Origin of the sequence: Natronorubrum bangense (assembly GCF_004799645.1) — an archaeon.
GTDB classification, from domain to species: domain Archaea; phylum Halobacteriota; class Halobacteria; order Halobacteriales; family Natrialbaceae; genus Natronorubrum; species Natronorubrum bangense.
In genome coordinates this window covers 209801-232857 of the sequence record NZ_CP031306.1, presented here as the reverse complement: position 1 = coordinate 232857, position 23057 = coordinate 209801, and the positions used below count along the sequence as shown (strand labels likewise).

The 23057-nt window shown below is 61.7% G+C and carries 16 protein-coding genes, 1 tRNA gene and 3 pseudogenes; 16 read left to right on the top strand and 4 right to left on the bottom strand.

What is annotated here, in order from left to right; genetic code table 11:
- Positions 1–258: 258 nt before the first annotated feature.
- From DV706_RS16515 to DV706_RS16505, 3 genes and pseudogenes are all read left to right on the top strand, one after another.
- Positions 259–1250: pseudogene (locus tag DV706_RS16515) on the top strand (potassium channel family protein).
- Positions 1251–1417: 167 nt separating this feature from the next.
- A complete protein-coding gene (locus DV706_RS16510) occupies positions 1418–3880 on the top strand; it encodes a DNA topoisomerase VI subunit B (RefSeq protein WP_006067799.1) in 2463 nt (820 codons plus the stop codon).
- A gap of 49 nt (positions 3881–3929) precedes the next feature.
- Entirely contained in the window at positions 3930–5021 is a 1092-nt protein-coding gene (locus DV706_RS16505) for a DNA topoisomerase IV subunit A (protein ID WP_006067800.1), read from the top strand.
- A gap of 166 nt (positions 5022–5187) precedes the next feature.
- On the opposite strand, the gene DV706_RS16500 is transcribed toward DV706_RS16505, so the two are convergent.
- The 3 genes from DV706_RS16500 to DV706_RS16490 form a co-directional block, all read right to left on the bottom strand.
- On the bottom strand, positions 5188–6558 hold the full coding sequence (locus DV706_RS16500; RefSeq protein ID WP_006067801.1) for an Nramp family divalent metal transporter: 1371 nt from the start codon (positions 6556–6558) through the stop codon (positions 5188–5190).
- Between the two features lie 143 nt (positions 6559–6701).
- Positions 6702–7403 (bottom strand): MBL fold metallo-hydrolase, encoded by a 702-nt coding sequence (locus DV706_RS16495; RefSeq protein ID WP_136350755.1) that lies wholly within the window; start codon positions 7401–7403, stop codon positions 6702–6704.
- Positions 7404–7464: 61 nt separating this feature from the next.
- Positions 7465–8202, bottom strand: a complete 738-nt coding sequence (locus DV706_RS16490; protein ID WP_006067803.1) for a fumarylacetoacetate hydrolase family protein — start codon at positions 8200–8202, stop codon at positions 7465–7467.
- Between the two features lie 285 nt (positions 8203–8487).
- Here DV706_RS16490 and DV706_RS16485 point away from each other — a divergent pair.
- Positions 8488–8562, top strand: a tRNA-Glu gene (locus tag DV706_RS16485).
- Positions 8563–8765: 203 nt separating this feature from the next.
- On the opposite strand, the gene DV706_RS16480 is transcribed toward DV706_RS16485, so the two are convergent.
- Positions 8766–9083, bottom strand: a complete 318-nt coding sequence (locus tag DV706_RS16480) for a hypothetical protein (RefSeq protein ID WP_006067804.1) — start codon at positions 9081–9083, stop codon at positions 8766–8768.
- Positions 9084–9333: 250 nt separating this feature from the next.
- Between DV706_RS16480 and DV706_RS16475 the strand changes: the two genes are divergently transcribed.
- The 12 genes and pseudogenes from DV706_RS16475 (at position 9334) to DV706_RS16420 (ending at position 22969) form a co-directional block, all read left to right on the top strand.
- Positions 9334–9825: a DUF309 domain-containing protein gene (locus DV706_RS16475; protein WP_006067805.1), complete on the top strand. Its 492-nt coding sequence runs from the start codon at positions 9334–9336 to the stop codon at positions 9823–9825.
- 141 nt (positions 9826–9966) lie between these two features.
- On the top strand, positions 9967–10764 hold the full coding sequence (locus DV706_RS16470; protein WP_049889996.1) for a M14 family metallopeptidase: 798 nt from the start codon (positions 9967–9969) through the stop codon (positions 10762–10764).
- Between the two features lie 93 nt (positions 10765–10857).
- Positions 10858–11346: a YeeE/YedE family protein gene (locus tag DV706_RS16465; RefSeq protein ID WP_006067807.1), complete on the top strand. Its 489-nt coding sequence runs from the start codon at positions 10858–10860 to the stop codon at positions 11344–11346.
- Positions 11343–11809, top strand: a pseudogene (locus DV706_RS16460) (DUF6691 family protein). The gene DV706_RS16465 and the pseudogene DV706_RS16460 overlap by 4 nt, the downstream one beginning before the upstream one ends.
- A 60-nt stretch (positions 11810–11869) precedes the next feature.
- A complete protein-coding gene (locus DV706_RS16455; RefSeq protein WP_006067809.1) occupies positions 11870–13195 on the top strand; it encodes a PQQ-dependent sugar dehydrogenase in 1326 nt (441 codons plus the stop codon).
- A 164-nt stretch (positions 13196–13359) separates the two neighbouring features.
- Entirely contained in the window at positions 13360–13704 is a 345-nt protein-coding gene (locus DV706_RS16450; protein ID WP_006067810.1) for a glutaredoxin family protein, read from the top strand.
- Positions 13705–13821: 117 nt separating this feature from the next.
- On the top strand, positions 13822–14403 hold the full coding sequence (locus DV706_RS16445) for a DUF7110 family protein (RefSeq protein WP_006067811.1): 582 nt from the start codon (positions 13822–13824) through the stop codon (positions 14401–14403).
- A gap of 375 nt (positions 14404–14778) precedes the next feature.
- A pseudogene (locus DV706_RS16440) lies at positions 14779–16419 on the top strand (BCCT family transporter).
- A 436-nt stretch (positions 16420–16855) separates the two neighbouring features.
- A complete protein-coding gene (gene hmgB / locus DV706_RS16435) occupies positions 16856–18193 on the top strand; it encodes a hydroxymethylglutaryl-CoA synthase (RefSeq protein ID WP_006067812.1) in 1338 nt (445 codons plus the stop codon).
- A 132-nt stretch (positions 18194–18325) separates the two neighbouring features.
- Positions 18326–19114 carry a sulfite exporter TauE/SafE family protein gene (locus DV706_RS16430; RefSeq protein ID WP_006067813.1) on the top strand — a complete coding sequence of 263 codons (789 nt, stop codon included), beginning with the start codon at positions 18326–18328 and terminating at the stop codon, positions 19112–19114.
- A gap of 24 nt (positions 19115–19138) precedes the next feature.
- Positions 19139–21607 carry a heavy metal translocating P-type ATPase gene (locus DV706_RS16425; RefSeq protein ID WP_006067814.1) on the top strand — a complete coding sequence of 823 codons (2469 nt, stop codon included), beginning with the start codon at positions 19139–19141 and terminating at the stop codon, positions 21605–21607.
- A 105-nt stretch (positions 21608–21712) separates the two neighbouring features.
- Complete coding sequence (locus DV706_RS16420; protein ID WP_006067815.1) at positions 21713–22969, top strand: AI-2E family transporter; 1257 nt, start codon at positions 21713–21715, stop codon at positions 22967–22969.
- The last annotated feature ends 88 nt before the right edge of the window (positions 22970–23057 follow it).

The window sequence follows — 23057 nt, the reverse complement described above, 5'->3', positions numbered from 1 at the left end:
ACCTAATAAAAGTCACGTGTACGCGCTCGCGCGCGAAGCCACCGTAGCCGTTGCTCGGCTGGCTCTCAGGATGGGATATCTGGTCGTGAAGGGGTGTTCAAGCTCCTCATACCCCAGGTGTTTCTGGTGGTTACGTGGTTTCACGACGCTTGATCGCCTCGAGTCACACACCCTGCTGGAGTCCCGTGATCGCTCTCAAAAAGCCGTGTCAGTGCCCGGGGTGTCGTTGACGGTCTTCGCTCCTGTATGGGAGATGAAATACAACCGCTGTATCTGGCCGTCGGGATCGTTGTGCTCGTCGCCGTGGTCGTCGACATTCTCTGGACGACACTCTGGGTCGACGGCGGGGCTGGTCCGCTTTCCGGACGGCTGACGACCTGGATCTGGCGTGGCCTGCGGACGGCAAGCAACGACCACCCGCGCGCGCTGAGTCTCGCCGGGCCGCTGATCCTCGCGTTCACGCTTGCGATGTGGATCGCACTGTTGTGGCTCGGCTGGACGATGGTTTTCGCTGGCGACGAGACGGCCCTCGTCAGCGCCCATACCGGCGCGCAGGCCGACTGGTCCGGACGATTCTACTACGTCGCCTACACGATGTTCACGAACGGAAACGGCGATTACACGCCGACGACGAGTGGCTGGGAGATCGCCAGTTCGTTCACGACCGCGACTGGAATGGCCTTCGTCACGCTGGGCGTCTCCTACGTCCTCGGCGCAGTGTCGGAAAAGCGCTCATTTGCCAGCGACGTCACCGGTCTGGGCGAACGCAGTGAAGCATTCGTCCGTACGGGCTGGACCACTGAAGACGAGTTTCGCGGCCTCGAGCACCCACTCGAGTCACTCGCTACGCAACTGTCCATGCTCGCAGACCAGCACAAGGCCTATCCGATTCTTCACTACTACCACAGCGAACAGGCCGCTCGAGCGTCGGCGATGGCCGTTCCCGTCTTCGACGAGGCACTGACGGTCGTTCGCCACGGCGTCTCGGACGATGCACAGCTAAATCCAACACTGGTCGAAGATGCCCGTTCGAGTGTCGAAGCTATCTCGACACGCTCGGGACGGCGTTTATCGATCCTGCCGACGAACTCCCACCTCGGCCGGAACTCGATCGACTCCGGAGCGAGGAGATTCCGACCGTCCAGAACGACGCGTTCACTGACGACGTCACGGCACTGTCCGACCGTCGCCGGAAGCTACTGGGTATCGCACGTGCCGATGCGAGGGAGTGGCCGCCGCTCGAGGAGTGAGAACGTCGGTTTGAGTCTGTTCCGGTGCGACCACGATGGCCGGTCAGATTACCGGCAAACCGTTGTAACCGGCAGTGTGTGGCTCGTTTACAGCCGCCTCAAACCGCCGGTTCACTTTCACTCCGGTAACACACACCTTTTAGCCCCGCCGCTAGTATGGGGGGACAATGACGTCGTTTCAGTCGACACTCGAGGACGAGGTGGGGATCGCCGAGGAGCTGGCCGAGAGCCAGCAGGCGATTTCGATCGCCGAGTTCTTCGAGAAGAACAAGCATATGCTCGGCTTCGACAGCGGCGCTCGAGGCCTCGTCACGGCTGTCAAAGAAGCCGTCGACAACGCCCTAGACGCCGCCGAAGAAGCAGGCATTGCCCCGGATATCTACGTCGAGATCGAGGAAGCCGGCGACTACTACCGGCTGATCGTCGAGGACAACGGCCCGGGTCTGACGAAAGACTCCCTCCCCAAAGTCTTCGGAAAACTGCTCTACGGTTCGCGGTTCCACGCGCGCGAACAGTCTCGTGGTCAGCAGGGGATCGGGATCTCCGCTGCTGTTCTGTATGCCCAGCTAACGAGCGGGAAACCCGCGAAGATCACCAGTCGAACCCAGGGTGCAAGCGAAGCCCAGTACTTCGAACTCATCGTCGACACTGACGCGAACGAACCCGAAATCAGCGTCGAGGAAACGACTTCGTGGGACCGCCCCCACGGCACGCGCATCGAACTCGAGATGGAGGCAAACATGCGCGCCCGCGGGCAGCTTCACGACTACATCAAACACACCGCGGTCGTCAACCCCCACGCCCGCCTCGAGTTGCGCGAGCCCAAGAACCACTTCAAGTTCGAACGCGCGACGGACCAGCTGCCCGAAGAGACCGAAGAGATCCGCCCACATCCCCACGGCGTCGAACTCGGCACCGTGATGAAGATGCTGTCGGCGACGGATTCACAGACGGTCTCGGGGTTCCTCCAGGAGGAGTTCACCCGCGTCGGCAAGAAGACCGCCGAGTCGATCATCGACGAGTTCCGCGACCGCTACTACGGGCGCGAGATGCGCTGGCGGCCACCCACGGCACGCGATGACGTCGACATTGGCGCTGCAGTGTCGGCTGCCACCGCGAACAAGGGAGCCGATGCGACGGCCGCCTTCGCCGACGCCATCGCCGACTCGGTCGCCGACCACGACCGAATCGCTCACCACGAACTCGTTGCTGCCGTCGACGCGGCTGCCGACGACGTCGAAGCCGACCACGGAACGACGTTCGGCGACACCGTCCGCGAAAACGCCGTCGAGGCCGTCTGGCTCGAGGTCATCGATGCTGCGGACGGCGCGGAAACAGACAGCGAGTCAGATGGGACGGCAGCGTCACGCCTCGTCGCCGATCTGTACACCCTCGCCGACGAGGCGACGAGCACCCGAAAGGACGACGAGATCATCCACGCCTTCGCCGAGCGCCTCGCAGCCACGTTCGACGACGAATTCGAGGCCGACAACGTCCGCCATCGACTCACCCGGACGCAACTCCGCGAGTTCGTCAATCGGGCCGCAGCGCTAACTGAGGAGTACGACGACGTCTCCTTCGGAGAGACAGCACGCGAGAACGTCACCGACGCCGTCTGGGACGTTATGGCGACGGTTCCCGACGACCCACCGCTGGTTCGCGAACTCGACAGCGACCGGGATGCCGCCAGCAACCTCGTCGACGGCATGCGTGCGGCCGACATCATGGCCCCACCGACGCGATGTCTCTCGCCGATCACGGAGGAGTTGATCACGGCCGGCCTCAAAAAGGAGTTCGACGCCGATTTCTACGCTTCTGCGACTCGAGACGCCGACGTTCACGGCGGCGATCCGTTCATCGTCGAGGCCGGCATCGCCTACGGCGGCGAGATTCGAGCCGAGGGCAGTGCCGACGTCATGCGGTTTGCAAATCGGGTGCCGCTGGTCTACCAGCGCGGCGCGTGTGCGACGACCGACGTGGTCAAATCGATCGGCTGGCGCAACTACGGGCTCGACCAGCCTGGCGGGTCCGGCCTCCCGAACGGTCCGGCCGTGATCATGATCCACGTCGCCTCCACGAACGTCCCGTTTACGAGCGAGTCCAAAGACGCCGTCGCAAACGTGCCGGCGATCGAAGACGAGATCGAACTTGCGATCCGTGAGGCCGCCCGCGAACTCAAAAGCTATCTCAACAAGCGCCGCTCGATGCAACAGCGCCGGAAGAAACAGAACGTCCTTGGGAAGATCCTCCCCGAGATGGCCGCCAAAGTCGCCGAGGTGACCGACCGCGAGGAGCCCGATATCAACGACGCCGTCGCACGCATCATGAACAACGTGCTCGTCGAACGCAGCGTCAAAGAAAACGGCGACGGCCAGGCAGTCTCAGTCACCGTCGAGAACAACTCGGGTACGGCCGAATCGCTCGAGATCACCGACATCGTCACCGCCGAACCGACGAACCTCTCCGAGGAGGCCACCGTCGTCGAGATGGACGGCGAGTGGTTCGTCAAGTGGGATGTCGACGTCTCGAGCGACGACGAGGCCGCCCTCGAGTACGTGGTGCCCAACGATGCGGCGTTCGATCTGGACGTCAAGGGTGTCGAAAGCGAGAAACTCACGGTGTCAGCATGAGCGTGCGACCGGGTGCTCGGACGGAACGAAGTGAACTTACGGTGAAACAATGAGCGCAGACAACGACCAGCAGGCACGAGAACAGTTGATCGACCTCGCGGCACAGTTTTACGACCAGTTCGAACTGGGCGAGATCCCCCACATGTCCGTGCCGACGCGGACGAAAAACAACATCGAGTACGACGAAGACAAAGACGTCTGGGTGTACGGCGACCGAGAGTCGACACGCTCTGCGAACTCCGTCCGCGGTGCGCGAAAGCTGCTGAAGGCCGTCTACACGATCGAGTTCCTCGCGAACCAACTCGAGGAAGACCGCTCCTCGACCCTGCGTGAGTTGTACTACCTTTCGGAAAGCTGGGACAACAACGAGGCACAGTTTTCGGATCAGGACGAATCCAACGGCCTGATCGAGGATCTGGAGATCGTTTCGGGTGTGACCCGCGAGGACTTCCACATGCGCCCGGAGGAGTCGGGCGCAACCATCATGGGGCCGCTGCACCTGCGCGAACAGACCCGTCGCGGCGAACGCGATATCCACTGTCAGGAAGACGTCGGCGAAGGTGGCTACCAGATTCCGAACAACCCTGACACGATCGAGTTTCTCGACTGCGATGCCGACTTCATCCTCGCCGTCGAGACCGGTGGGATGCGGGACCGACTCGTCGAGAACGGCTTCGATGACGAGTACAACGCCTTGATCGTCCACCTCAAGGGCCAGCCCGCACGGGCGACTCGACGGATCATCAAGCGACTCCACGACGAACTCGACCTCCCGGTGACGGTCTTCGCCGACGGCGACCCGTGGTCGTACCGAATCTACGGCTCGGTCGCTTACGGCTCGATCAAGTCGGCCCACCTCTCGGAGTATCTCGCGACGCCAGCTGCCCAGTATATCGGCATCCAGCCGGCCGACATCGTCGAGTACGATCTGCCGACCGACCCGCTCAGCGACTCGGACATCAACGCCTTAGAGAGCGAACTCGAGGACCCGCGCTTCCAGACCGACTACTGGGAAGAACAGATCGAACTCCAACTCGAGATCGGCAAGAAGTCCGAACAGCAGTCGCTTGCAGCCCGTGGATTGGATTTCGTGACGGAGACGTATCTCCCCGAGCGTCTCAGCGAGATGGGCGTCATCTAGACGCACCTCGAGCCGAGGGTCGGGGAGAGTGATCGAGCGTCTCAGCGAGATGGGCGTCATCTAGACGCACCTCGAGCCGCGTTCGACCAGCACCAACGCTGTTACAGACTGTTTGTAGCACTGGCTGATCGTAGAGACGATAGAAATCGGATGGCTCGGGGTCGTGTTATCCGATGAAGCCGAGTCGAAGTGCAGCCCCCATCGCACCGAAGATGAGGACGAACACGAGGCTGACGACGTAGTAGGCGTGCCAGGCTCGAGACGGGCGGAACGGCTCGGGAAGGTGTTTCTCGACGACGTACCAGTTGGCTGGGTAGAAGAAAATCTCCGTGACCGCGAGGATGGCGGCGACGTAGAGCAACAGCGTCACGGGGACGTTCCCGAGCGCGAGCACCATCGCGCTGCTGACGACGACGACGCCGGCGACGACGAGCTTTCGGATGCGCTCGCTGTCGATACTCTCGTCCTCGAGCGCCATCGGGAGGATGTCACCGGTTGCACGGGCAGCCCCGTCGAGAAGCGTGATAACGGTCGAGTAGAGGGCTGCGAACGCGCCGATCAGCATGGCGTAGTACGACCATTCGCCGAAGGAATCGCTCAGGATGTTGCCGATCGCGAACGCGAGGTTGGCGTCCGTCGGCGGGTCCGGGTAGAGGACGTTCGTCGCCAGAATGACCATTGCGGCAATCAGAACGAAACTGAACACGTAGCCGACGTTGAAGTCCCGGCGGCCGGTTTTGATCCACGCACGGATGTAGTCGTGGTGGGCCGGGTTGTTCGGATCGAGCCCCTTCTGTCGCAGCTCACCAGCCCCTTCGCCTTTGGCCATACTCCAGCTGCCGATCAGAATACTCGTACTGAAGCCGGTCGGTGCGAACCCGGCGGCCGCGGCAAACAGCGCGACGAAGGCGGGTCCGGTGAGGTCGGGGATCGCGAACGTCGTTTCGGCGATCCGTTCGGGCGATGGCGGCCCAACGAGAGCGCCGAGCATGACGAGCACACCGACGGCGACGGTGAAACCGATCAACGCCTTCTCGAGGACGGAGTAGCGAGACGTGATCACGAGCGCGCCGGCGGCGCCGACGAAGAGGACGTACGCCCACGCTGCGGTGAGCCAGCCAGGAGTCAACGCGGCGATGAACGCGGCCGTGCTCATGCCGACGCTAGCCGTAATGAACGTGTACATGACGGTGAAGACGAGGATCGTCACCCAGAGCGCCCAGTTTTTCGGCCCGGGGAGATCACCGTAGGCTTCGATCGGGTTTGCCCCGACGCCGTAGTTATAGCGAATGCCCAGTTCCCAGGCACCGTACTTGGCGACGTAGATGAGGCCGAACATCCAGATTGCGACGAGTCCGAACGTTCCACCGAGCGTCGGTGCGAGAACGATATGACTTCCACCGATGCTGATCAGCGCCCAGAGCATCGACGGTCCGAAGTGGTTCTTGAAGAACCCCTTCCAGCCGGCCGACGGATAGGTAAGCTCGGGCTGGGACGTCTCGAGCCCGTCTTCGGTCTTACTCGCCACGGTGCTCACCGGTGTATGGAGCCATGACGATGGGTTTCAGGCAGGTATCCACTCGAACCCACCAAGAACGTGTATGCGTGCCAACAGTATACATAGGAAGTATGAGTGACTAGGCGATCCGTGACTTATGTCCACGGATTCGTCACCGGGCGCTACTGCTCGTCGAGCACCACTGGAACCGCGCGGTTCGCGACGTCGACGACGAACGCATCAGCGTCGGTCTCGAGCGCCTCGAACGTGTCGTAGTGGATCGGCAACACGAGCTCGGGGCGAATTCGTTCCGCGAGCGCGGCGGCCTCGTGGCGATCCATCGTAAACGCGCCGCCGATCGGGGGGAGAAACAGGTCGATACCCAGTTCGTCGTGGAGCGGGAGGACATCGGTGTCGCCGGGCCAGAACGCCGAGACGCCGTCGACTGTGACGGCAAAGCCACAGCCTTCGCCCTCGGGATGATACGGGTCGCCGTGCTCGTCGACATGTGGGCCCGCGGGGTCGTTGTACGCGGGCGTGGTGAACAGGTCCAGCGGGCCGAGGACAAACGATTCATCCGCACGGACACGCTCGACCTCGTAGGGCAGGTCTTCGGGCTGTTCATCGACCCGGTCGATCTCGCTGGCGTCGATCGATTCGTGAACGACGACGATCGCGTCCTCGTGAGCCACCCGGCGAATGCCGTCGGGATCGTAGTGGTGGGCGTGTGTCACCAGTACGAGGTCGCCATCGCGCGCATCGTATCCATCGAGCACCCCGTACCGACCGGGATCCATGTAGATGACAGCCCCCGTCTCGCCCTCGAGGCGAACGGTCGCGTAGCCGAGCCAGTCGATGGTCACTGCACCGAAACGAACGGTCATACTCGCCCGTACGCTCGAGCAGGTCGAAAAAGGTTCGCCTCGCAGTTACTTCGACTCCGGTCTACGGCCGTCGGATCGAGTGTGCGAGTGTGCCGACGCCCTCGATTTCGATCTCGACCTCGTCGCCATCGGACAGTGGACCGACGCCTTCCGGCGTCCCGGTCGCGATCACGTCACCTGGCTCTAAGGTCATGTAGGCCGTGATCTCGGCGATCAGTTCTGGAATGGGGAACATGAGTTGTTCGCGCGAGCCGTCCTGTTTCAGCTCGCCGTTGACGCGGGACTGAACAGATGCGTCGGCCGGCACTTCATCGGGCGTTGCGAGCAGTGGCCCAAGGGGCGCAGCGCCGTCGAACGCCTTCCCGCGGATCCAGTTCTGTTCTTTCTCCTGGTCGTCGCGGTTCGAGATATCGTTGACGCACGTAAAGCCCTCGACGACGTCCATCGCCTCGGAGACGGGGACGTGACGGCATTGCTCGCCGATAACGACGCCCAGTTCGGCCTCGTAGTCGATGCGCTCTTTCCCGGCCGGTGCGGTGACGGTGTCGCCGTGGCTTGCAATCGTGTTCGGCGGCTTCAGGAAGATCAGCGGGCGGTCCGGAACGTCAGAGCCCATCTCGTCTGCGTGGTCGGCGTAGTTACGGCCGATACAGACGATCTTCGACGGCTCACACGGTGGGAGGACGTCGATCTCGTCGGACTCGAGTGCGTAGCTCTCGTTCCCGAAGTGGACGTGGCCGTTCTCGAACTCGCCGCGGCGGACAGCACCGGCAGGGTCGCGGAATCGGACGTATTTCATGCGCGATGGGTTGTGGTGTATATTCAAAAGCGTTGAGATGCCGGCGGCACTCGCCCACCAAAGCGCGTAGCCAACCGCTCGAGTAGTGACGAACCGACAGCACCTGGCCGTACCTCGGCGTCGATCTGGGGTCGAAATGACAGCGTCCTAACTACGTTAGTAGCTGCCATTACGGACGCAGAACGGAACGCTTTTTACTAGGCCCCCGCAATCGACTAATGCGTTCGAGGCACGCTGGGTTGGATCGCCAACCGAGGCGAGACGCAGTGTGAGAACGCAATGATCGCTCCGTTGGTGTAGTCCGGCCAATCATTTCGGCCTTTCGAGCCGATGACCAGGGTTCAAATCCCTGACGGAGCATTCTTCCGCGAAACAACGTACCGAAGACAGAGCGTGTTCGCTGGCGTTTGACGCATTCTCCCGACGATCATGTTCCTGAGCCGTGTGTCTGAGTCACAGATCGGCACCGGCTCGAAACCACATGCCAGTCGTTGTGGCCCCGAGCAGGGGCTCGTGTGCCGGTTTGAGTGAACTCGAGAGCAGCCAGTTTGCCTCGAGAGCTGTCAGTGATCGATCCCGGGTCGCTGAAACGTGGTCTCGGCTGCCGTCGACTCCGCGAGTGCTGACTCGAGTTCCGGTGCCGAAAGAACGTCGTTGCGATCGGGTTCGTCCGGCCGTCTGAAATAGTACGTGTCGGCACAGCCGGCGACCATCTCGGTAAGCGACTGTTCTTCGTCGTGGACGACCGAGACGAGATCTCCCGTAACTGCGATCAACACTGCATCGGCTGGCTTCCGCAAGGCCGTTCGAAGCTCGTCAGCGGTACAGTCGTTGGGCAACTCGAGGTATACGCCGTCGACAGTCGCCCATCGTGTCTCCATACACCTCCGTTGGGGGCGTCCACTCTATACAGTTGGGCTCGCAGCTTCAGGCCACATTCTACTCGAGGGCGGTGGCCACACACTGTTGCTTGCAGTTTGGCCACCCGTTGATATGCGCATCGGGTTGCTTTCTGCAGTGTTGACATCGCCAGCCGCATCGAACGTCGGTCCAAAACCGAATAGATCGGATCACCCCACTGCTGTCAGCTGGTGCCGATGGAATTACCCGCTGGCTCGCCCAACACTGCCTATGGACGATCACACGCGTGATCCCACCGTCTCGCCACCAGCTGGATCCGAGACGCCGACGGGCTGGCTCGTTGCCGACGACCGCTGGGAACACGGGACGCTTCGGCGGGCGGTGGTTCACGGCGTTCGTCTCTACAACTCCGGCGCGTTCCACGAATCGCATGACTGCTTCGAGTTAGAATGGTACAATTACGGGCGTGGAACCACCGAAAGCGCGTTCGCCCACGGAATGGTCCAAGTCGCAGCGGGCGCGTACAAGCACGTTGATTTCGAGAACGACGACGGAATGCGGAGCCTCTTCGAGACGGCACTCCAGTATCTTCACGGCGTTCCGCGGGATTACTACGGCGTTGATCTGCTCGAGGTCCGAACCACGCTGACGAACGCCATCGATGATCCAGACCTGATCGACGACTGGCAGATCCCACTCGATGGCGAGCGACCGACTGCTCGAGCAGTCGATTTCGAGTATGTTGAGACACTCGAGGAGTGACCGTTCGGCCTCGGTCGACGTGCTGGCGAGCGGGGCAGTGTCAGACGGGATCATGGTCTGTGCTATCATGGCTATTTTCCGAACCCTCTGTATTGGTGAGAGACCGAATCGCCTTTGGAGTCAGAGCCCATCTATCCGGTGATGAGAGTTGCACAGCTCGGGTCGGGAACGCCGGAACTCGCAGTCGTTGCAGGCATCCATGGCGATGAACCCTGTGGCGTCCGGGCCGTCGAGCGATTGCTCGACGAACGCCCGACCGTCGAACGGCCCGTCAAGCTCATTGTCGCCAACGAGGCGGCCCTCGAGCGACGCGTGCGGTTCGTCGACGAGGACCTGAATCGAACGTTCCCCGGCCATCCGAACGCGAAAACGCATGAAGCTCAGCTCGCCCATCGACTCGTCGAAGAACTCGAGGGCTGTCTCACGTTCTCGATGCATTCGACACAGAGTCATGCAGACCCCTTTGCGATCGTCAACGGCGTGAGCGAGACCGCAAAAGAGCTGGTGCCACAGCTGCCGGTGGCAGCGATGGTCGAAACCAGTCAGTTCGCAGAGGGGCGGCTCTTCTCGAAGATCAACACGATCGAAGTCGAGTGTGGGCTGCAAGGGTCGGAGACAGCCGCCCAGAACGCTGACCGGCTGACGCGAACGTTCCTGACGGCCGTTGGAGCGTTGCCCGGCGATACGGTGTGTCGCGAGCTGCCTGTCTACCAGTTGACCGATGTTATCAACAAACAGCAGGCAGACACCTACGAGGTCTTCGTCGATAACTTCACTCGAGTCGACGCTGGTGACCCGTTTGCAGCTGCCGACGGCGATACACAGGTCGCCAATGAGCCGTTCTATCCGGTTCTCATGTCCCCGAACGGCTACCGCGACGTCTTTGGCTATGCGGCTGACAAACTCGATATCTTGACGACGCCGCCAGCCGCGGACTGAGACTGGCAGCCGAGGGGTGTTCGGCTGTCATAGATGGGCACAATTTTCCCCGCGTGGGGAGCTTTGATACGCTGCCGTCCCCTTCCGCTGCGTATGACTGCAACGTTTCTTGTCGCTATGCTGGCAGAACTGTTCCCAAACGGGATCAGTCACTACGCCATCGGTGGCCTGTTCGTCGGTCTCGGGGTTGCCGTAATCTATCTCGGGACCGGCATCACCGCCGGCGCGAGCACGTTCCTCGAGTCGACACTCTCGTACGCCTCGACTCTCTCGCGATTCCAGCAGTATCGTCCCTCGCGTGACTGGCGTGTCGTGTTCACACTGGGAATCGTCGCCGGTGCAGCAGTCTACGCGCTCGCCTTTCAGGACGGGATCTGGACGACTGACGTCCAGTGGTGGCGGCTCCTGCTCGGTGGCATCCTCGTCGGAATCGGAACTCGTGTCGGGAAAGGCTGTACCTCGGGTCACGGCGTCTGTGGCGTCGGCTCAGTCTCGGGGACGTCGTTCGTCGGCGTCGCGACGTTCCTGCTCGTCGCGATCGGTGTGGCACAGCTGGTACAGGCTGCGGGGGTGAGCCCATGAGCGCCGACCACGAACAACATCCGTTGTTCATGCCACTAATCTTCGTCGGCGGCCTGCTCTTTGGCTTCGGCCTTGGCTTTAGCCACATGGCCCAGCCCGAGGTCGTCCTGAGCTTCCTGCAGTTCGAGGACTTCGGGCTGCTATTCGTGATGTTCGGGGCCGCGATCGTGACCGGAATCACCTTTTTCGGCATCAAGCAGCTACGCACGACGGCTCCACTGACGGGAGATACATACACCCGACGGCTGAAGAGCCTCGACAAGAACGTCGTCATCGGCGGCGGCATCTTCGGCGTTGGCTGGGGGCTCTCGGGGATCTGTCCCGGCGCTGCCTACGCCAGCCTCGGAATCGGCAACTACGCCATCCTCTGGGGATCCTCGGGATGTTCATCGGCGCGTACGTCCAGGGTTTCTGGCGCTCGACACGCGCCGAACAGCAATCTCCCGCTGCAACTGCGGACTGACCGCCGAACGGTCTCGAGCACGCCGAAGCACACTCCTGTTGTCGTCCCGTTCAATCAGCTATGGGCTCTCCGACACGGCGACACATCCTCGCGGCGGCCGGCAGTTCGATCGCCCTCGCTGGCTGTTTGACAGGCTCCGGCGCAGACGTCCAGGAGCTTACAACACCCGAGGCGACCCCCGACGACGACTGGACTGAACCCGAGTGGCGACCAGCTGACGGCACACCATCCGAAGATGACGTGACCGCGACGACAGTAGTCGCCGGCCTCGAGGTCCCCTGGGATCTCGTCTTCGCCGCGGACGATGCGTTCCTCACCGAGCGCACTGGCGGTGTCCGTCGATTCGATGCGACCGCACTGGCGACGGACGCCGACCTGTCTCCCGACGACGGCGAACTGCTCCTCGAGGCTGACGCCTTGCCGGATCGGGCGGCCCCTGGCGAGGGTGGCACGCTTGGTGTTGCGATCCATCCGGAGTACCCGGACCGGGCCGAACTGTTCGTCTACTACACGGTCGATGACGGCGCGGTCGGGAACCGGGTCGTCAGCTACGACCTCGAGTCAGAGACACTCGAGACAGTCCTCGATGGAATCCCAGGAGCGACGACACACAACGGTGGTCGGATCACGTTCGGCCCCGAGGAATATCTCTGGGTGCTGACCGGCGACGCCGAGGAGCCCGCGCTCACGCAGGATCCCGGCGCCCGTGCGGGTGCAGTGCTCCGTCTCACGCCGGATGGTGAGCCAGCCCCTGAGAACCCAGACTGGGGTGCAGACGGCGACCAACGAACCTACACGCTGGGCCATCGCAACCCACAGGGGATCGCCTTCACTCCACAGGGAACACCCATGGTGGCCGAACACGGTCCAGCGGCTCGAGACGAGGTGTCGATCCTCCGGCCGGGCGGCAACTACGGCTGGGATCTCGTCCGCGGCGGCCCGGACGACCCGGAGTACGGTAGCTACGACGAGTACGACGATGCCACGCCACCAGTCGTCAACACCGGCCCCGAGACGACGTGGGCACCCTCCGGAATGGCCTTCTATGATGGTGAGTCGATCACGCCGTGGGAAAATCGCATGTTCGTCTGCGGGCTCGCGTCAAACGCGCTGTATGCCGTGTCACTCCACCCCGAAAACGGGGGGCTCGAGGATGGGGCAGAGTCGGAAGACGGGACTGGCGTTCAAAACGACGCGACGTGGCTCGACGATCGATTCACCGCAACGATTCACACGCTGTTCGAGGGCGAATACGGCCGCCTCCGGCATATCGAACGCGGTCCCGACGGCTCGCTGTATCTGCTCACCTCGAACCGAGACGGTCGGGCAAGCGGCGCGTTTCCAGCGGCAGACGACGACCGAATCGTGAGACTCGATCCCGCGTAGTTCTGTGCCACGGATCGATTCGGGATCTCAATCTCTGAACGGTAGGATCTGGCAGTGGCGGTGAGACACTACAAAACGGTTCTAGAGGCGTCATCGCCCGAAAAGCGCCTCATCAGAAACTGAATGACGTAAGGCCTATCCCCCTTCGCCGACATATGATGGATATGGACTTCCCACCGAACCAGGGTCTCGATCAGGACGAAGTCAACGAACAGGTCGAGGAACTACTCGAGGAAAACGAGATCGTCCTCTTCATGAAGGGGACCGAGCTGATGCCCCAGTGTGGGTACTCTCGCAAGGCGATCGGGCTCATCAGCCAGTATCGTGACGACTATGAGTGTGTCGACGTCCTCGACTCACTCGGCGAGTACCGCAACGCACTCGAGTCCCACAGCGGCTGGGAGACGATTCCACAGACGTTCGTCAACGGCGAGTTTGTCGGTGGCTCGGACATCCTCGAGGAGCTAGACGAACGCGACGAGCTGGCCGAGACGCTCAACGCTGAGTAAGCCGCCCGCTCGAGGAGATATTCATCCGATTGAATTCCCCTCGTATTCAATAGCAGGTCATATAAGTCACGCGCTCGTACTAGGAACCCAGCGACTGTCGCCGCACACCTTCCCACTATGTCAACAGAGGAATCCAGACACGTATATCGGCTGCACTCAACCCTTGAACTGCCCCTCGAAGACCTTCGCACGCACATCGACGAGGCGACGTTTCCGGATGGCGTCACCGACGTAGAGATAACGCGGCGAAACAACACACTCATCCTCAAAGCCGTCGCCGAGGACGAGACGGTCAGCAAGTACACGCCGACGGCCCAACTCAAAGCCAGCATCACCGAAAACCGGGTCTACGAGGAAGACCCCGACGAGCGACGGAGTTCGTTCCGCTGGGACGAAGACGAAGAAGACGAGATCGAATCCGAACTCGTCGAGTTCGCGGCGTTTAAAGGCGACCGCGAAACCGTCCTCCAGAACTCGTTGCTCCAGTACCAGATGTTCCTCGTACTCTGTGGCATCGCCGAAGCCGCCGAAAAAGGAACGTTGACCGCAATCTCGGAACGCGACGGCGACCTCGAGGCAACCCGGATCGTCGAAGGCGAGCCGCGACCGGCTGATATCGAAGTCGTCGAAGGGCCTCGAGACCGCAACTCCGGCCAGGGTGGTGTTAACTGGCGGGACAACAAGTTCATTAGCGACTGACGGAACCACCGATTTTCACACCGAGTTGCCACAAAGAGAGTGGCAACTCACACGATCTCCCCGATTGGCGCCATAGATCGCCCGTCACCGACAGTGGGCTCGTGACGGCCGGTATTCTGCAGTTTTGCTCGCTTGAGGAGAACGGAACGAGAACGGAGCGTCGCTCGCCGAACGTGACAGTACTGTCGGCGGGTGCAACGACAGCTGGCTGCGTGTTGCATTGCTTGCAAGCCCAGTACACTTAGCTGTCGTTGCCGTACCCCCAGGGACTCGGGTTTCAGTCCCGACAATCACTCCGTTCAGACAGAGCACTGTGATGATCAGTCAGAGACATCCGCGGGTAGCTGTGATCAGTTACGTTCAACAGAGTACCCAATGACTCAATCAGATCGCAGGGGTAGCGACGAAGGCTTCTTTGAGGAACTCGACACTGTTGTCTTCGGTGTCGGGTTCGCAATCGCCGTCGCCGCGGTGGTTGCATTCGTCGTTACACCAGAAGCGGCGACAGCGTATATGGATCGCGTGAACAGCGTTATTTGGACTGGGTTCGGCTGGTGGTACCTGATCGTGATGTTCTTTCTCGTCGCGTTCGTTATTTTCTTGATTTTTGGGCCCTGGGGCAATATCAAACTCGGCGAGGAGGATGAGGAACCGGAGTTCGCCTTCCCCTCGTACTTTGCGATGTTGTATTCAGCGGGAATCGCCGCTGGAATCGTCTTCTGAGGACCGGCAGAAGCCGTTTCACACTACGACGATGTCTCACCCTTTGTCGGTGCACAGTCACAGTCCTCGGAGGCGGCCGTCAGTGCGATCCAGTACACGTTCTTTCACTGGGGTGTTTCTGCGTGGACAGCGTCCGTCGTCGTCGCCCTCCCGATTGCCTACTGTGCGTATCGCTACGATGCGCCGATGCGTATCTCGACGGTACTCGCACCGTGGATCGGTATCGACAATCTCGACAGTCCGATCGCCAAAACTGTCGACATTCTGGCGGTGTTCGCGACGATTGGCGGGGTTGCGACGACACTGGGGTTAGTCGGCAGTCAGTTTCTGGTTGGTCTCGGGTGGACGATGGGCATCTCGGTCGGTGACCTGGGGACGGTCCTCATTATTACCGGCATGACTGTCGCGTTCACAGCATCGGTCGCACTCGGAGTCGAGAAGGGCATACGCCGGATTTCCTACGTCAATCTGTCCCTGTTTGCGGCGTTGACACTCATCACCTTCCTGCTCGGGCCAACGAATTATATTACGGCGATCGGAACCGAAGCACTCGGAACCTACATCAGCCAGTTCATCCCGATGAGTTTCTACACTGGCACTGCTGAGACCGGAAGTGGCGGCGTCTCGGATTGGGTTGGCGACTGGACGGTCTTTTATTGGGCCTAGTGGTTCTCCTGGACGCCGTTTGTTGGGCTGTTCATCGCGCGAATTTCACGCGGCCGCACTGCCCGTCAGGTGGCCGTAACTGGTGTTCTGGCATCGACCGGCATTACGATTCCGTGGTTCGCAACGATGGGAGGGACAGCGATCTACCTGCAAAATGACGGGCAAGCTGATGTTCTCTCCGCGATCCAGACGCACAACGAAGCAGGTGCGGGGTATCCGCTCTTCGAGGCACTGCCATTCGGTTGGCTGTTGACGGCGCTGTTTCTCCTGCTCGTCCTCCTTTTTCTCATCACGTCTGCGGATTCGTCGACGCTCGCACTTGGGACGCTCACGACAGGCGGGACACAGCGCCCGTCGACGATCAACCGAGTTATCTGGGGCTTTCTCATCGGTGCACTTGCCTCGTTGTTGATCGTTACGGGCGGTGTCGACGCACTGCAGGCGGCAGCGATCATTACTGGCGGCCCCTTTTCGCTCATCACGTTGGTCGCTGTCGCTTCAATGGCGCTCGCCTTTGGCACGCAACGATCGCTGTTCTTGCGAGATGAAGACGACGTCGAAGTGCCGAGTTCCAGTGCGGTCGCCTCCGATGGCCCCGAATCCGGTCCAGAAACCGACGACGACTGACTCTCGTCGCGGTCGACACTGAACAGGAGACGACGTCCGATGCCGTTCAAAAGGGGGGTGGGGACGTCCCAGCGAGGCCGGGCAACCGATGGCACGAGTGTCGACACAGACCGCCAACGCGAGTGGGGGCAACTCGAGTGAGCGGGCGTGTCGGCCGGAAATCGCGGGGAGTACCGATCGAAGGGTGGATCACAACCTGTTTTTCCACCCGTCTGTTGGTACAGCCACGCTTTTAATAAATTGTTTGGTTCAACTATTAAAACGGCCGAACTGCTACTGCAGACGTTGTTCAACAGCTCCCGTCACCGACCCGTGCTGGGACTCGAGAGCGGATCCGTTCCGCAAGCCGACATCCAGACGCTTCTCCCACACGATTACGACGACTGTCGAACTATCGAACGACAATATCATATACCCTCGGCAATATTCAGTAGCTATGACAGCAGTCGGTATCGACGCCATCGAGATCTGGACCGGGAATCTCAAACTCGACTTGCCGGGAACGTTCGCGCCCGAGAAGGGCGAGGACCCCGAAAAGTACACGAAAGGGCTCGGTCTCAACGCGAGTTCGTTCCCCGACAGCTACGAAGACATCGTCACGATGGGCGCAAACGCTGCCCACCGACTGATGGAGCGCAAGGGTCTCGAGCCCGACGATATCGGCCGTATCGACGTCGCGACCGAGAGCGCCTTCGACAACTCGAAGCCGGTTTCGACGTACGTCGCTGGCTGCTTAGAGCAGGTGTACGACGGCGACTTCCACCACGCGAACAAAGGCGAACGGAAGTTCGCCTGTATCGCGGGCACACAGAGTCTCGACGACGCCTACAACTGGATCCGTGCGGGCCGAAATCGTGGCCGCGGCGCGCTCGTGATCGCAACCGACACGGCGCTGTACGCCCGCGGTGACGCCGGCGAGGCGACCCAGGGTGCCGGTGCCGTCGCGATGTACATCTCCGAAGATCCTGATCTCGTCGAACTCTCGACCGATCAGGGGTATGGGTCGGCTGACGAGACTGACTTCCTCAAACCAAACCAGCAGTTCCCTTCCGTCGACGGCAAACGCTCGGTACAGGTGTATCTCGCTCGCATGCGCGAAGCGCTCGAGGACTACGAGAGCGTCGCCGGCGACGTCCACCCCGACGACTTCGCGTTCGCGCCGTTCCACACCCCGTTCCCGGGAATGGTCCGAAAGGCGGCGATGCTCGCGTACCGACACGTCACGCGTGACACCGCGATCGAGGAGGAACTCGCCAAGGAAATCGGCCGCCAGCCCCGTGCCGAGGCGTTCGACGACAAAGAGTCGTTCCACGACGCCGTCCGCGAGTACATGGACGCGCTCAAAGAAACCGATCGGTATCAGGAGTGGTACGCCGAGACCATCGACCCAACGCTGACGCTCTCTCGCGAGGTCGGCAACTGGTACACCGGCTCCGTCCACATCGCCCGTGTGAGCGCGATGAAGTACGCCCTCCAGAACGGCCAGGATCTTGCTGGCGAGACGATGCTCGTCGGCTCCTACGGTAGCGGTGCCCAGGCCGAGATCCACGCCGAAACCGTCCAAGACACCTGGGAAAAAGAGATCGAGGCGTTGAACGTCGACGCCCAGCTCGAAGCGCGCTATGACCTCTCTTGGGAGGACTACGAGGAGATCCACGACGTCCACAACCACGACATGGACGTCGACGTCGAGGAGTTCACGACGCCCGAAGCGGAGTTCGTCTTCGACGGTTGGGGCCGAATGGGCGAACGGAAGTACCGGTACGTCGAATAACGACGGCGACACACACGCGATTCGAGATCCGGCTCTTTTCGACGCGGATGCGGCTATCGTGCCGAGGCGAAACCGATTACCTCCTCGAGTTGCTAGTTTGAACAACGACACGCGTTCGATACACGACTACGTATGGATCCACTCACACTCCTCGGCGTCGATGTGCTGTTGTTTCTCGTAATCGGTCTGTTGGCCGGTGCCCACTGTATCGGGATGTGTGGGCCACTCGTGACTGTCTATGCAGGACAGATGGACAGCGGTAACAGCAGCCAGCGGGGCCATCTCACGACCTACGAAGTGCGCCAGCATGCGCTGTTCAATATCGGTCGGACAGCGAGTTACACGCTGTTGGGTGCGGCGTTTGGCACCCTCGGAAGCCTGTTGCTCATCACGACGGCTGAACTCTCGCCGATCGTCGACTTCGCCCGAGGCGGTGTTGGGCTCGTCATCGGCGGCTTCGTTATCGCCACTGGCGTCTACTACTTGCTCGGACGAACGACTGGTGGTGTCAACGTTCCCGGCCTCGAGCGGGTCGTCGGCTGGCTGACGGCACGGGTTCACCGGCTGGCGAACGGTCCCGGAATCGTTGGGCTGGGCGCGTTACACGGCCTCTTGCCCTGTCCAATCCTCTACCCGGCGTTTCTGTACGCGTTTGCGACCGGCTCGCCGACGGGTGGTGCACTCGCGCTGGCTGCACTCGGAATCGGGACGATTCCGGCCGTCTTCGCTTACGGGACGTTCATCGACTCCGTCGATATCGTCCACCGACGGCGCGTTCACCGGCTGCTCGGCGTCGCGTTCGTCGTGCTTGGCTACATCCTGTTTGCCCATGGACTGATGAGCCTCGGGTTCCACGTCCCACATCCGGAGCTCCCGTTCTACGAAGGACTCGACACGCCGGGCGCACACGACCATCACTGACGCGGCACACACTCCCAGATCACGATGACGAACGACCACGACCAACCAAACGAGACTGGCTGCACGCTGTGTGACCTCCCTGTCGAGGGCAGCGGCGTGACAGACGACGGTAACGACTTCTGCTGTGTGGGCTGTCGAGATGTCTATCAGACACTCGGCGACCTCGAGGTCGACGTCGATGCCGACGATGTTCGTCGTGCTCGAGCGACTGCCGACGACCAGCGCCACACACGAGAGGTGCCTGCTGACCACGAGGCGACGTTTCTCGAGGTTGACGGGATGCATTGTGCGACCTGTGAGGCGTTTATCGAGTCAGTGTCGCGCGATACAGACGGTGTCAGCGACGCGAGTGCGAGTTACGTCACCGACACAGTGCGAATCGACCACGATCCGGAGACGGTCTCACAGGAAGCGCTACAGGACGCGATCAGCGGCCTCGGATACAGCGCCTACGACCGCGAAGACGCGTTCAGCCGCCGAAAAGCCGACAACTGGGCGATGGGGCGGGTCGTCGTCGGTGCGCTCATGGGCATGATGGTGATGTTGCAGTATATCGTGCTCATCTACCCGATCTACTTCGGCGGGCTGTTCTACGACGATCGGACGACGGAGTTCCTCGAGGCGACGCTTGCGAGCTCGCTTGCGACGCCGTTCTATCTCGTTATCGCCGCCCTCACGACGATCGTGTTGGCCGTTACAGGAAAGCCGATCTTGCAGGGAGCGTACGTCAGTGCCCGAACCAGATCGCCGAACATGGATCTGCTCGTTGCGATCGCGGCCGTCAGCGCGTATCTCTACAGTACGCTCTCGGTCGTCGTCAGCGGCCCCCACATCTACTACGACGTCACCGTGGCGATCATCGTCATCGTCTCCGTCGGGAACTACTACGAGACGACGATCAAACAGCAAGCGACCGAGCGCCTCTCGGATCTCACCTCGATTCAGGTCGACGAAGCCCGTCGGGTTCGCGACGACGGAAGCCACGACGACGTCGCTGTTGCCGATCTCGAGGCGGACGATCACGTGCTGGTTCGGGCCGGTGAGCGGATCCCTGTCGACGGCGACGTCGTCGACGGCGAGGCCGCGGTCGACGAGGCAGTTATCACGGGCGAGTCACTGCCGGTCGGGAAGACCCCCGGCGACGCCGTCGTCGGTGGCTCGATGGTCGCCGACGGTGCGGTCACCGTCCGCGTCGGGGAGAACGCGACCAGCAGTCTCGATCGCATCACCGAACTCGTCTGGGATCTTCAGAGTGGCACCCACGGCATCCAGAAACTCGCGGACAAGCTGGCGACGATTTTCGTCCCGCTTGTGCTCGTGCTTTCGATCGTTGTCACAACGCTGTATCTTGCCGTTGGCTACGGGGTGGCCGCTGCGTTGCTCATCGGTCTGACGGTGTTGATCGTCTCCTGTCCGTGTGCACTCGGGCTGGCGACGCCGCTTGCGGTCGCAGCTGGCGTTCGAGATGCCTTGGAGCGCTCGATCGTCGTCTTCGACGACAGCGTCTTCGAGCGCATCCGTACCGCGGACACCGTCGTCTTCGACAAGACGGGGACGCTGACGACCGGCGAGATGACCGTCGTCGAGACCGACTGTGAGGACGACCTCAAGGCGCAGGCGGCGCTGCTCGAGGCCCAGTCCGCCCATCCGGTCGGGCAGGCGATCGCCGCCGATCGACCGGTCACCGACGGGGGCTCGCTCGAGGAGACAGCGACGGAGTCGGAGTCGGCGTCAGCGTCGACCACAGAGAACGACCGCGTGACGGCGTTTGAGTCCCACCGAAACGGCGTCAGCGGCATCGTCGACGGCGAGGAGCTCATCGTCGGCCATCCGGACCTCTTCACCGATCGTGGCTGGACAGTGCCCGACGAGATTGCCACACAGATCGACGACGGTCGACAGACCGGGCAGGTTCCGGTCGCCGTCGGTCGGAACGGGACTGCGGAGGGCGTCATCGTCGTCGGTGACGAACTCCGCGGAGAGTGGGCGGAGACGCTGACAGCGATTTCGGAGACCGACACCGACGTCGTCATCCTCACTGGTGACGACGCGAAAGCTGCGAGTCGCTTCCGTGAGCACCCATCCGTCGATCAGGTGTTTGCGGGTGTGCCACCGGAGGGGAAAGCCGAGACTGTTGAGCGACTCAAAGAACGCGGCCAGACGGTCATGATCGGCGACGGGACCAACGACGCGCCAGCGCTCGCGGCCGCCGACCTCGGAATCGCGCTCGGCGGTGGCACCGCGATGGCCGCCGACGCAGCCGACGTCGCCCTCGTCGACGACAACCTGGGCTCGGTCGACACCGTTTTCGAACTCGCTCGAGCCACTGATCGACGCGTCAAAGGCAACATCGGCTGGGCGTTCTGCTACAACGCGATTGCGATCCCACTCGCCGTGACGGGACTGCTCAATCCGTTGTTCGCGGCCCTCGCGATGGGGGCGAGCAGCCTCCTGGTCGTCACGAACTCCTCGCGGCCGTTGCTCGACGACTGACGTGGATCGTCCATCTCGTGTGCTCGCCGAACAGCGTCCTTGGTCGGGTCGACGAACTGCAACCAGTCAGTGGACTAATGCGTTAGCACAGCCATAGTGTCGGATATGTCCGACCGGGCCGATGCGTCGGGGTGGCTTTCCGAGGGGCGGGCGTTGACCGTCCTTGCGCTGGTCAGCGTCGCACTCGCCGCCGTTATCATCTTGCCCTATCTCCAGTACGTCCTCCTCGGAGTCGTCCTCGCGTACATTCTGGAACCGGCACAGCGACGCCTCGAGCGCGTCGTCAGACCGATGACTGCTGCGCTCACGCTCGTCGTCGTCGCCATCCTTGCGATCCTCCTACCGGTTGCGTACGTACTCGCAATCGCGCTCCGGCAGGCCCTCGAACTCGTCGGCGCGGTACAGGATGGGAGATTAAACATCGACGACATCGAGGCGCAACTCGAGGAAACGGGTGTCGACGTCGATCTGGTAGAGATGTACGGCATCTATCAGGAGCCGATCGCAGCCGGGTTACAGGGGCTTGCGACCAGTGGAATCGAGTTCGTCAGTGGGCTCCCGGGCATTCTTATCGGGATTACGGTGACGCTGTTCGTGCTCTTTGCGCTGTTGCGAGACGGCAATCGGCTCGTCGCATGGAGCCATACGGTCGTCCCGATCGACGACGAGATTCAACAGGAACTGCTCGCGGAACTGGACCAGCTTATGTGGGCCTCCGTGATCGGTAACGTCGGTGTCGCAGCCATTCAGGCGGTGTTGCTTGGCGTCGGGCTGGCTGTTCTTGGCGTCCCCGCCGTTGTCTTGCTCACCGTTGGGACGTTCGTCTTCGCGTTGCTCCCACTGATCGGTGCGTTCGGAATCTGGCTCCCGGTTACGGTCTACTTGCTTGCCGTCGGCGAGTTCATCCCCGCGGCGGCGCTCGTCGTCTACGGCTCGTTGGTCAGTGCCTCCGACACCTATCTGCGGCCCGCGCTGATCGGCCGAACCAGTGCGTTCAACTCCGCAATCATCGTTGTCGGAATCTTCGGCGGCCTCATCGTCTTCGGCGCAGTCGGGCTATTCATTGGCCCCGTCGTCCTCGGCGGCGCGAAAGTCACCCTCGACGTGGTCGCTCGAGAACGAGCCCAGAAAGATCCTGTCTCAGCGGCGGACAGTTCGGCCGACGACGCTGCTGTCGACACTGACACAGAAACCGGCGTTCGAGAAGCACCAGATCGAGAGGCAGACACAGGGGCTGACGACGGGCGAGCGCCATCCCCCGACGCGACCGAGGAGGAGACAGCTGAAAAAGCGGTGTCCGAGCCGAACGGGGAGACAGATGCTGAGACCGAAACCGATTCCGACACCGACACTCCGTCGTAGCCACCGTGTGTCGGTCAGCAGCTCGATACGACCGCCGCCGAAGGGGTGCGTTCATTACCCTATGACCACTACGCACACGTATCATGCC

Bases quoted from the DNA above. Each gene is read 5' to 3' on its own strand.
- DV706_RS16510 (WP_006067799.1), top strand. From the start codon at position 1,418: ATGACGTCGTTTCAGTCGACACTCGAGGACGAGGTGGGGATCGCCGAG.
- DV706_RS16505 (WP_006067800.1), top strand. From the start codon at position 3,930: ATGAGCGCAGACAACGACCAGCAGGCACGAGAACAGTTGATCGACCTC.
- DV706_RS16495 (WP_136350755.1), bottom strand. From the start codon at position 7,403: ATGACCGTTCGTTTCGGTGCAGTGACCATCGACTGGCTCGGCTACGCG.
- DV706_RS16490 (WP_006067803.1), bottom strand. From the start codon at position 8,202: ATGAAATACGTCCGATTCCGCGACCCTGCCGGTGCTGTCCGCCGCGGC.
- DV706_RS16480 (WP_006067804.1), bottom strand. From the start codon at position 9,083: ATGGAGACACGATGGGCGACTGTCGACGGCGTATACCTCGAGTTGCCC.
- DV706_RS16475 (WP_006067805.1), top strand. From the start codon at position 9,334: ATGGACGATCACACGCGTGATCCCACCGTCTCGCCACCAGCTGGATCC.
- DV706_RS16470 (WP_049889996.1), top strand. From the start codon at position 9,967: ATGAGAGTTGCACAGCTCGGGTCGGGAACGCCGGAACTCGCAGTCGTT.
- DV706_RS16465 (WP_006067807.1), top strand. From the start codon at position 10,858: ATGACTGCAACGTTTCTTGTCGCTATGCTGGCAGAACTGTTCCCAAAC.
- DV706_RS16455 (WP_006067809.1), top strand. From the start codon at position 11,870: ATGGGCTCTCCGACACGGCGACACATCCTCGCGGCGGCCGGCAGTTCG.
- DV706_RS16450 (WP_006067810.1), top strand. From the start codon at position 13,360: ATGGACTTCCCACCGAACCAGGGTCTCGATCAGGACGAAGTCAACGAA.
- DV706_RS16445 (WP_006067811.1), top strand. From the start codon at position 13,822: ATGTCAACAGAGGAATCCAGACACGTATATCGGCTGCACTCAACCCTT.
- hmgB (WP_006067812.1), top strand. From the start codon at position 16,856: ATGACAGCAGTCGGTATCGACGCCATCGAGATCTGGACCGGGAATCTC.
- DV706_RS16430 (WP_006067813.1), top strand. From the start codon at position 18,326: ATGGATCCACTCACACTCCTCGGCGTCGATGTGCTGTTGTTTCTCGTA.
- DV706_RS16425 (WP_006067814.1), top strand. From the start codon at position 19,139: ATGACGAACGACCACGACCAACCAAACGAGACTGGCTGCACGCTGTGT.
- DV706_RS16420 (WP_006067815.1), top strand. From the start codon at position 21,713: ATGTCCGACCGGGCCGATGCGTCGGGGTGGCTTTCCGAGGGGCGGGCG.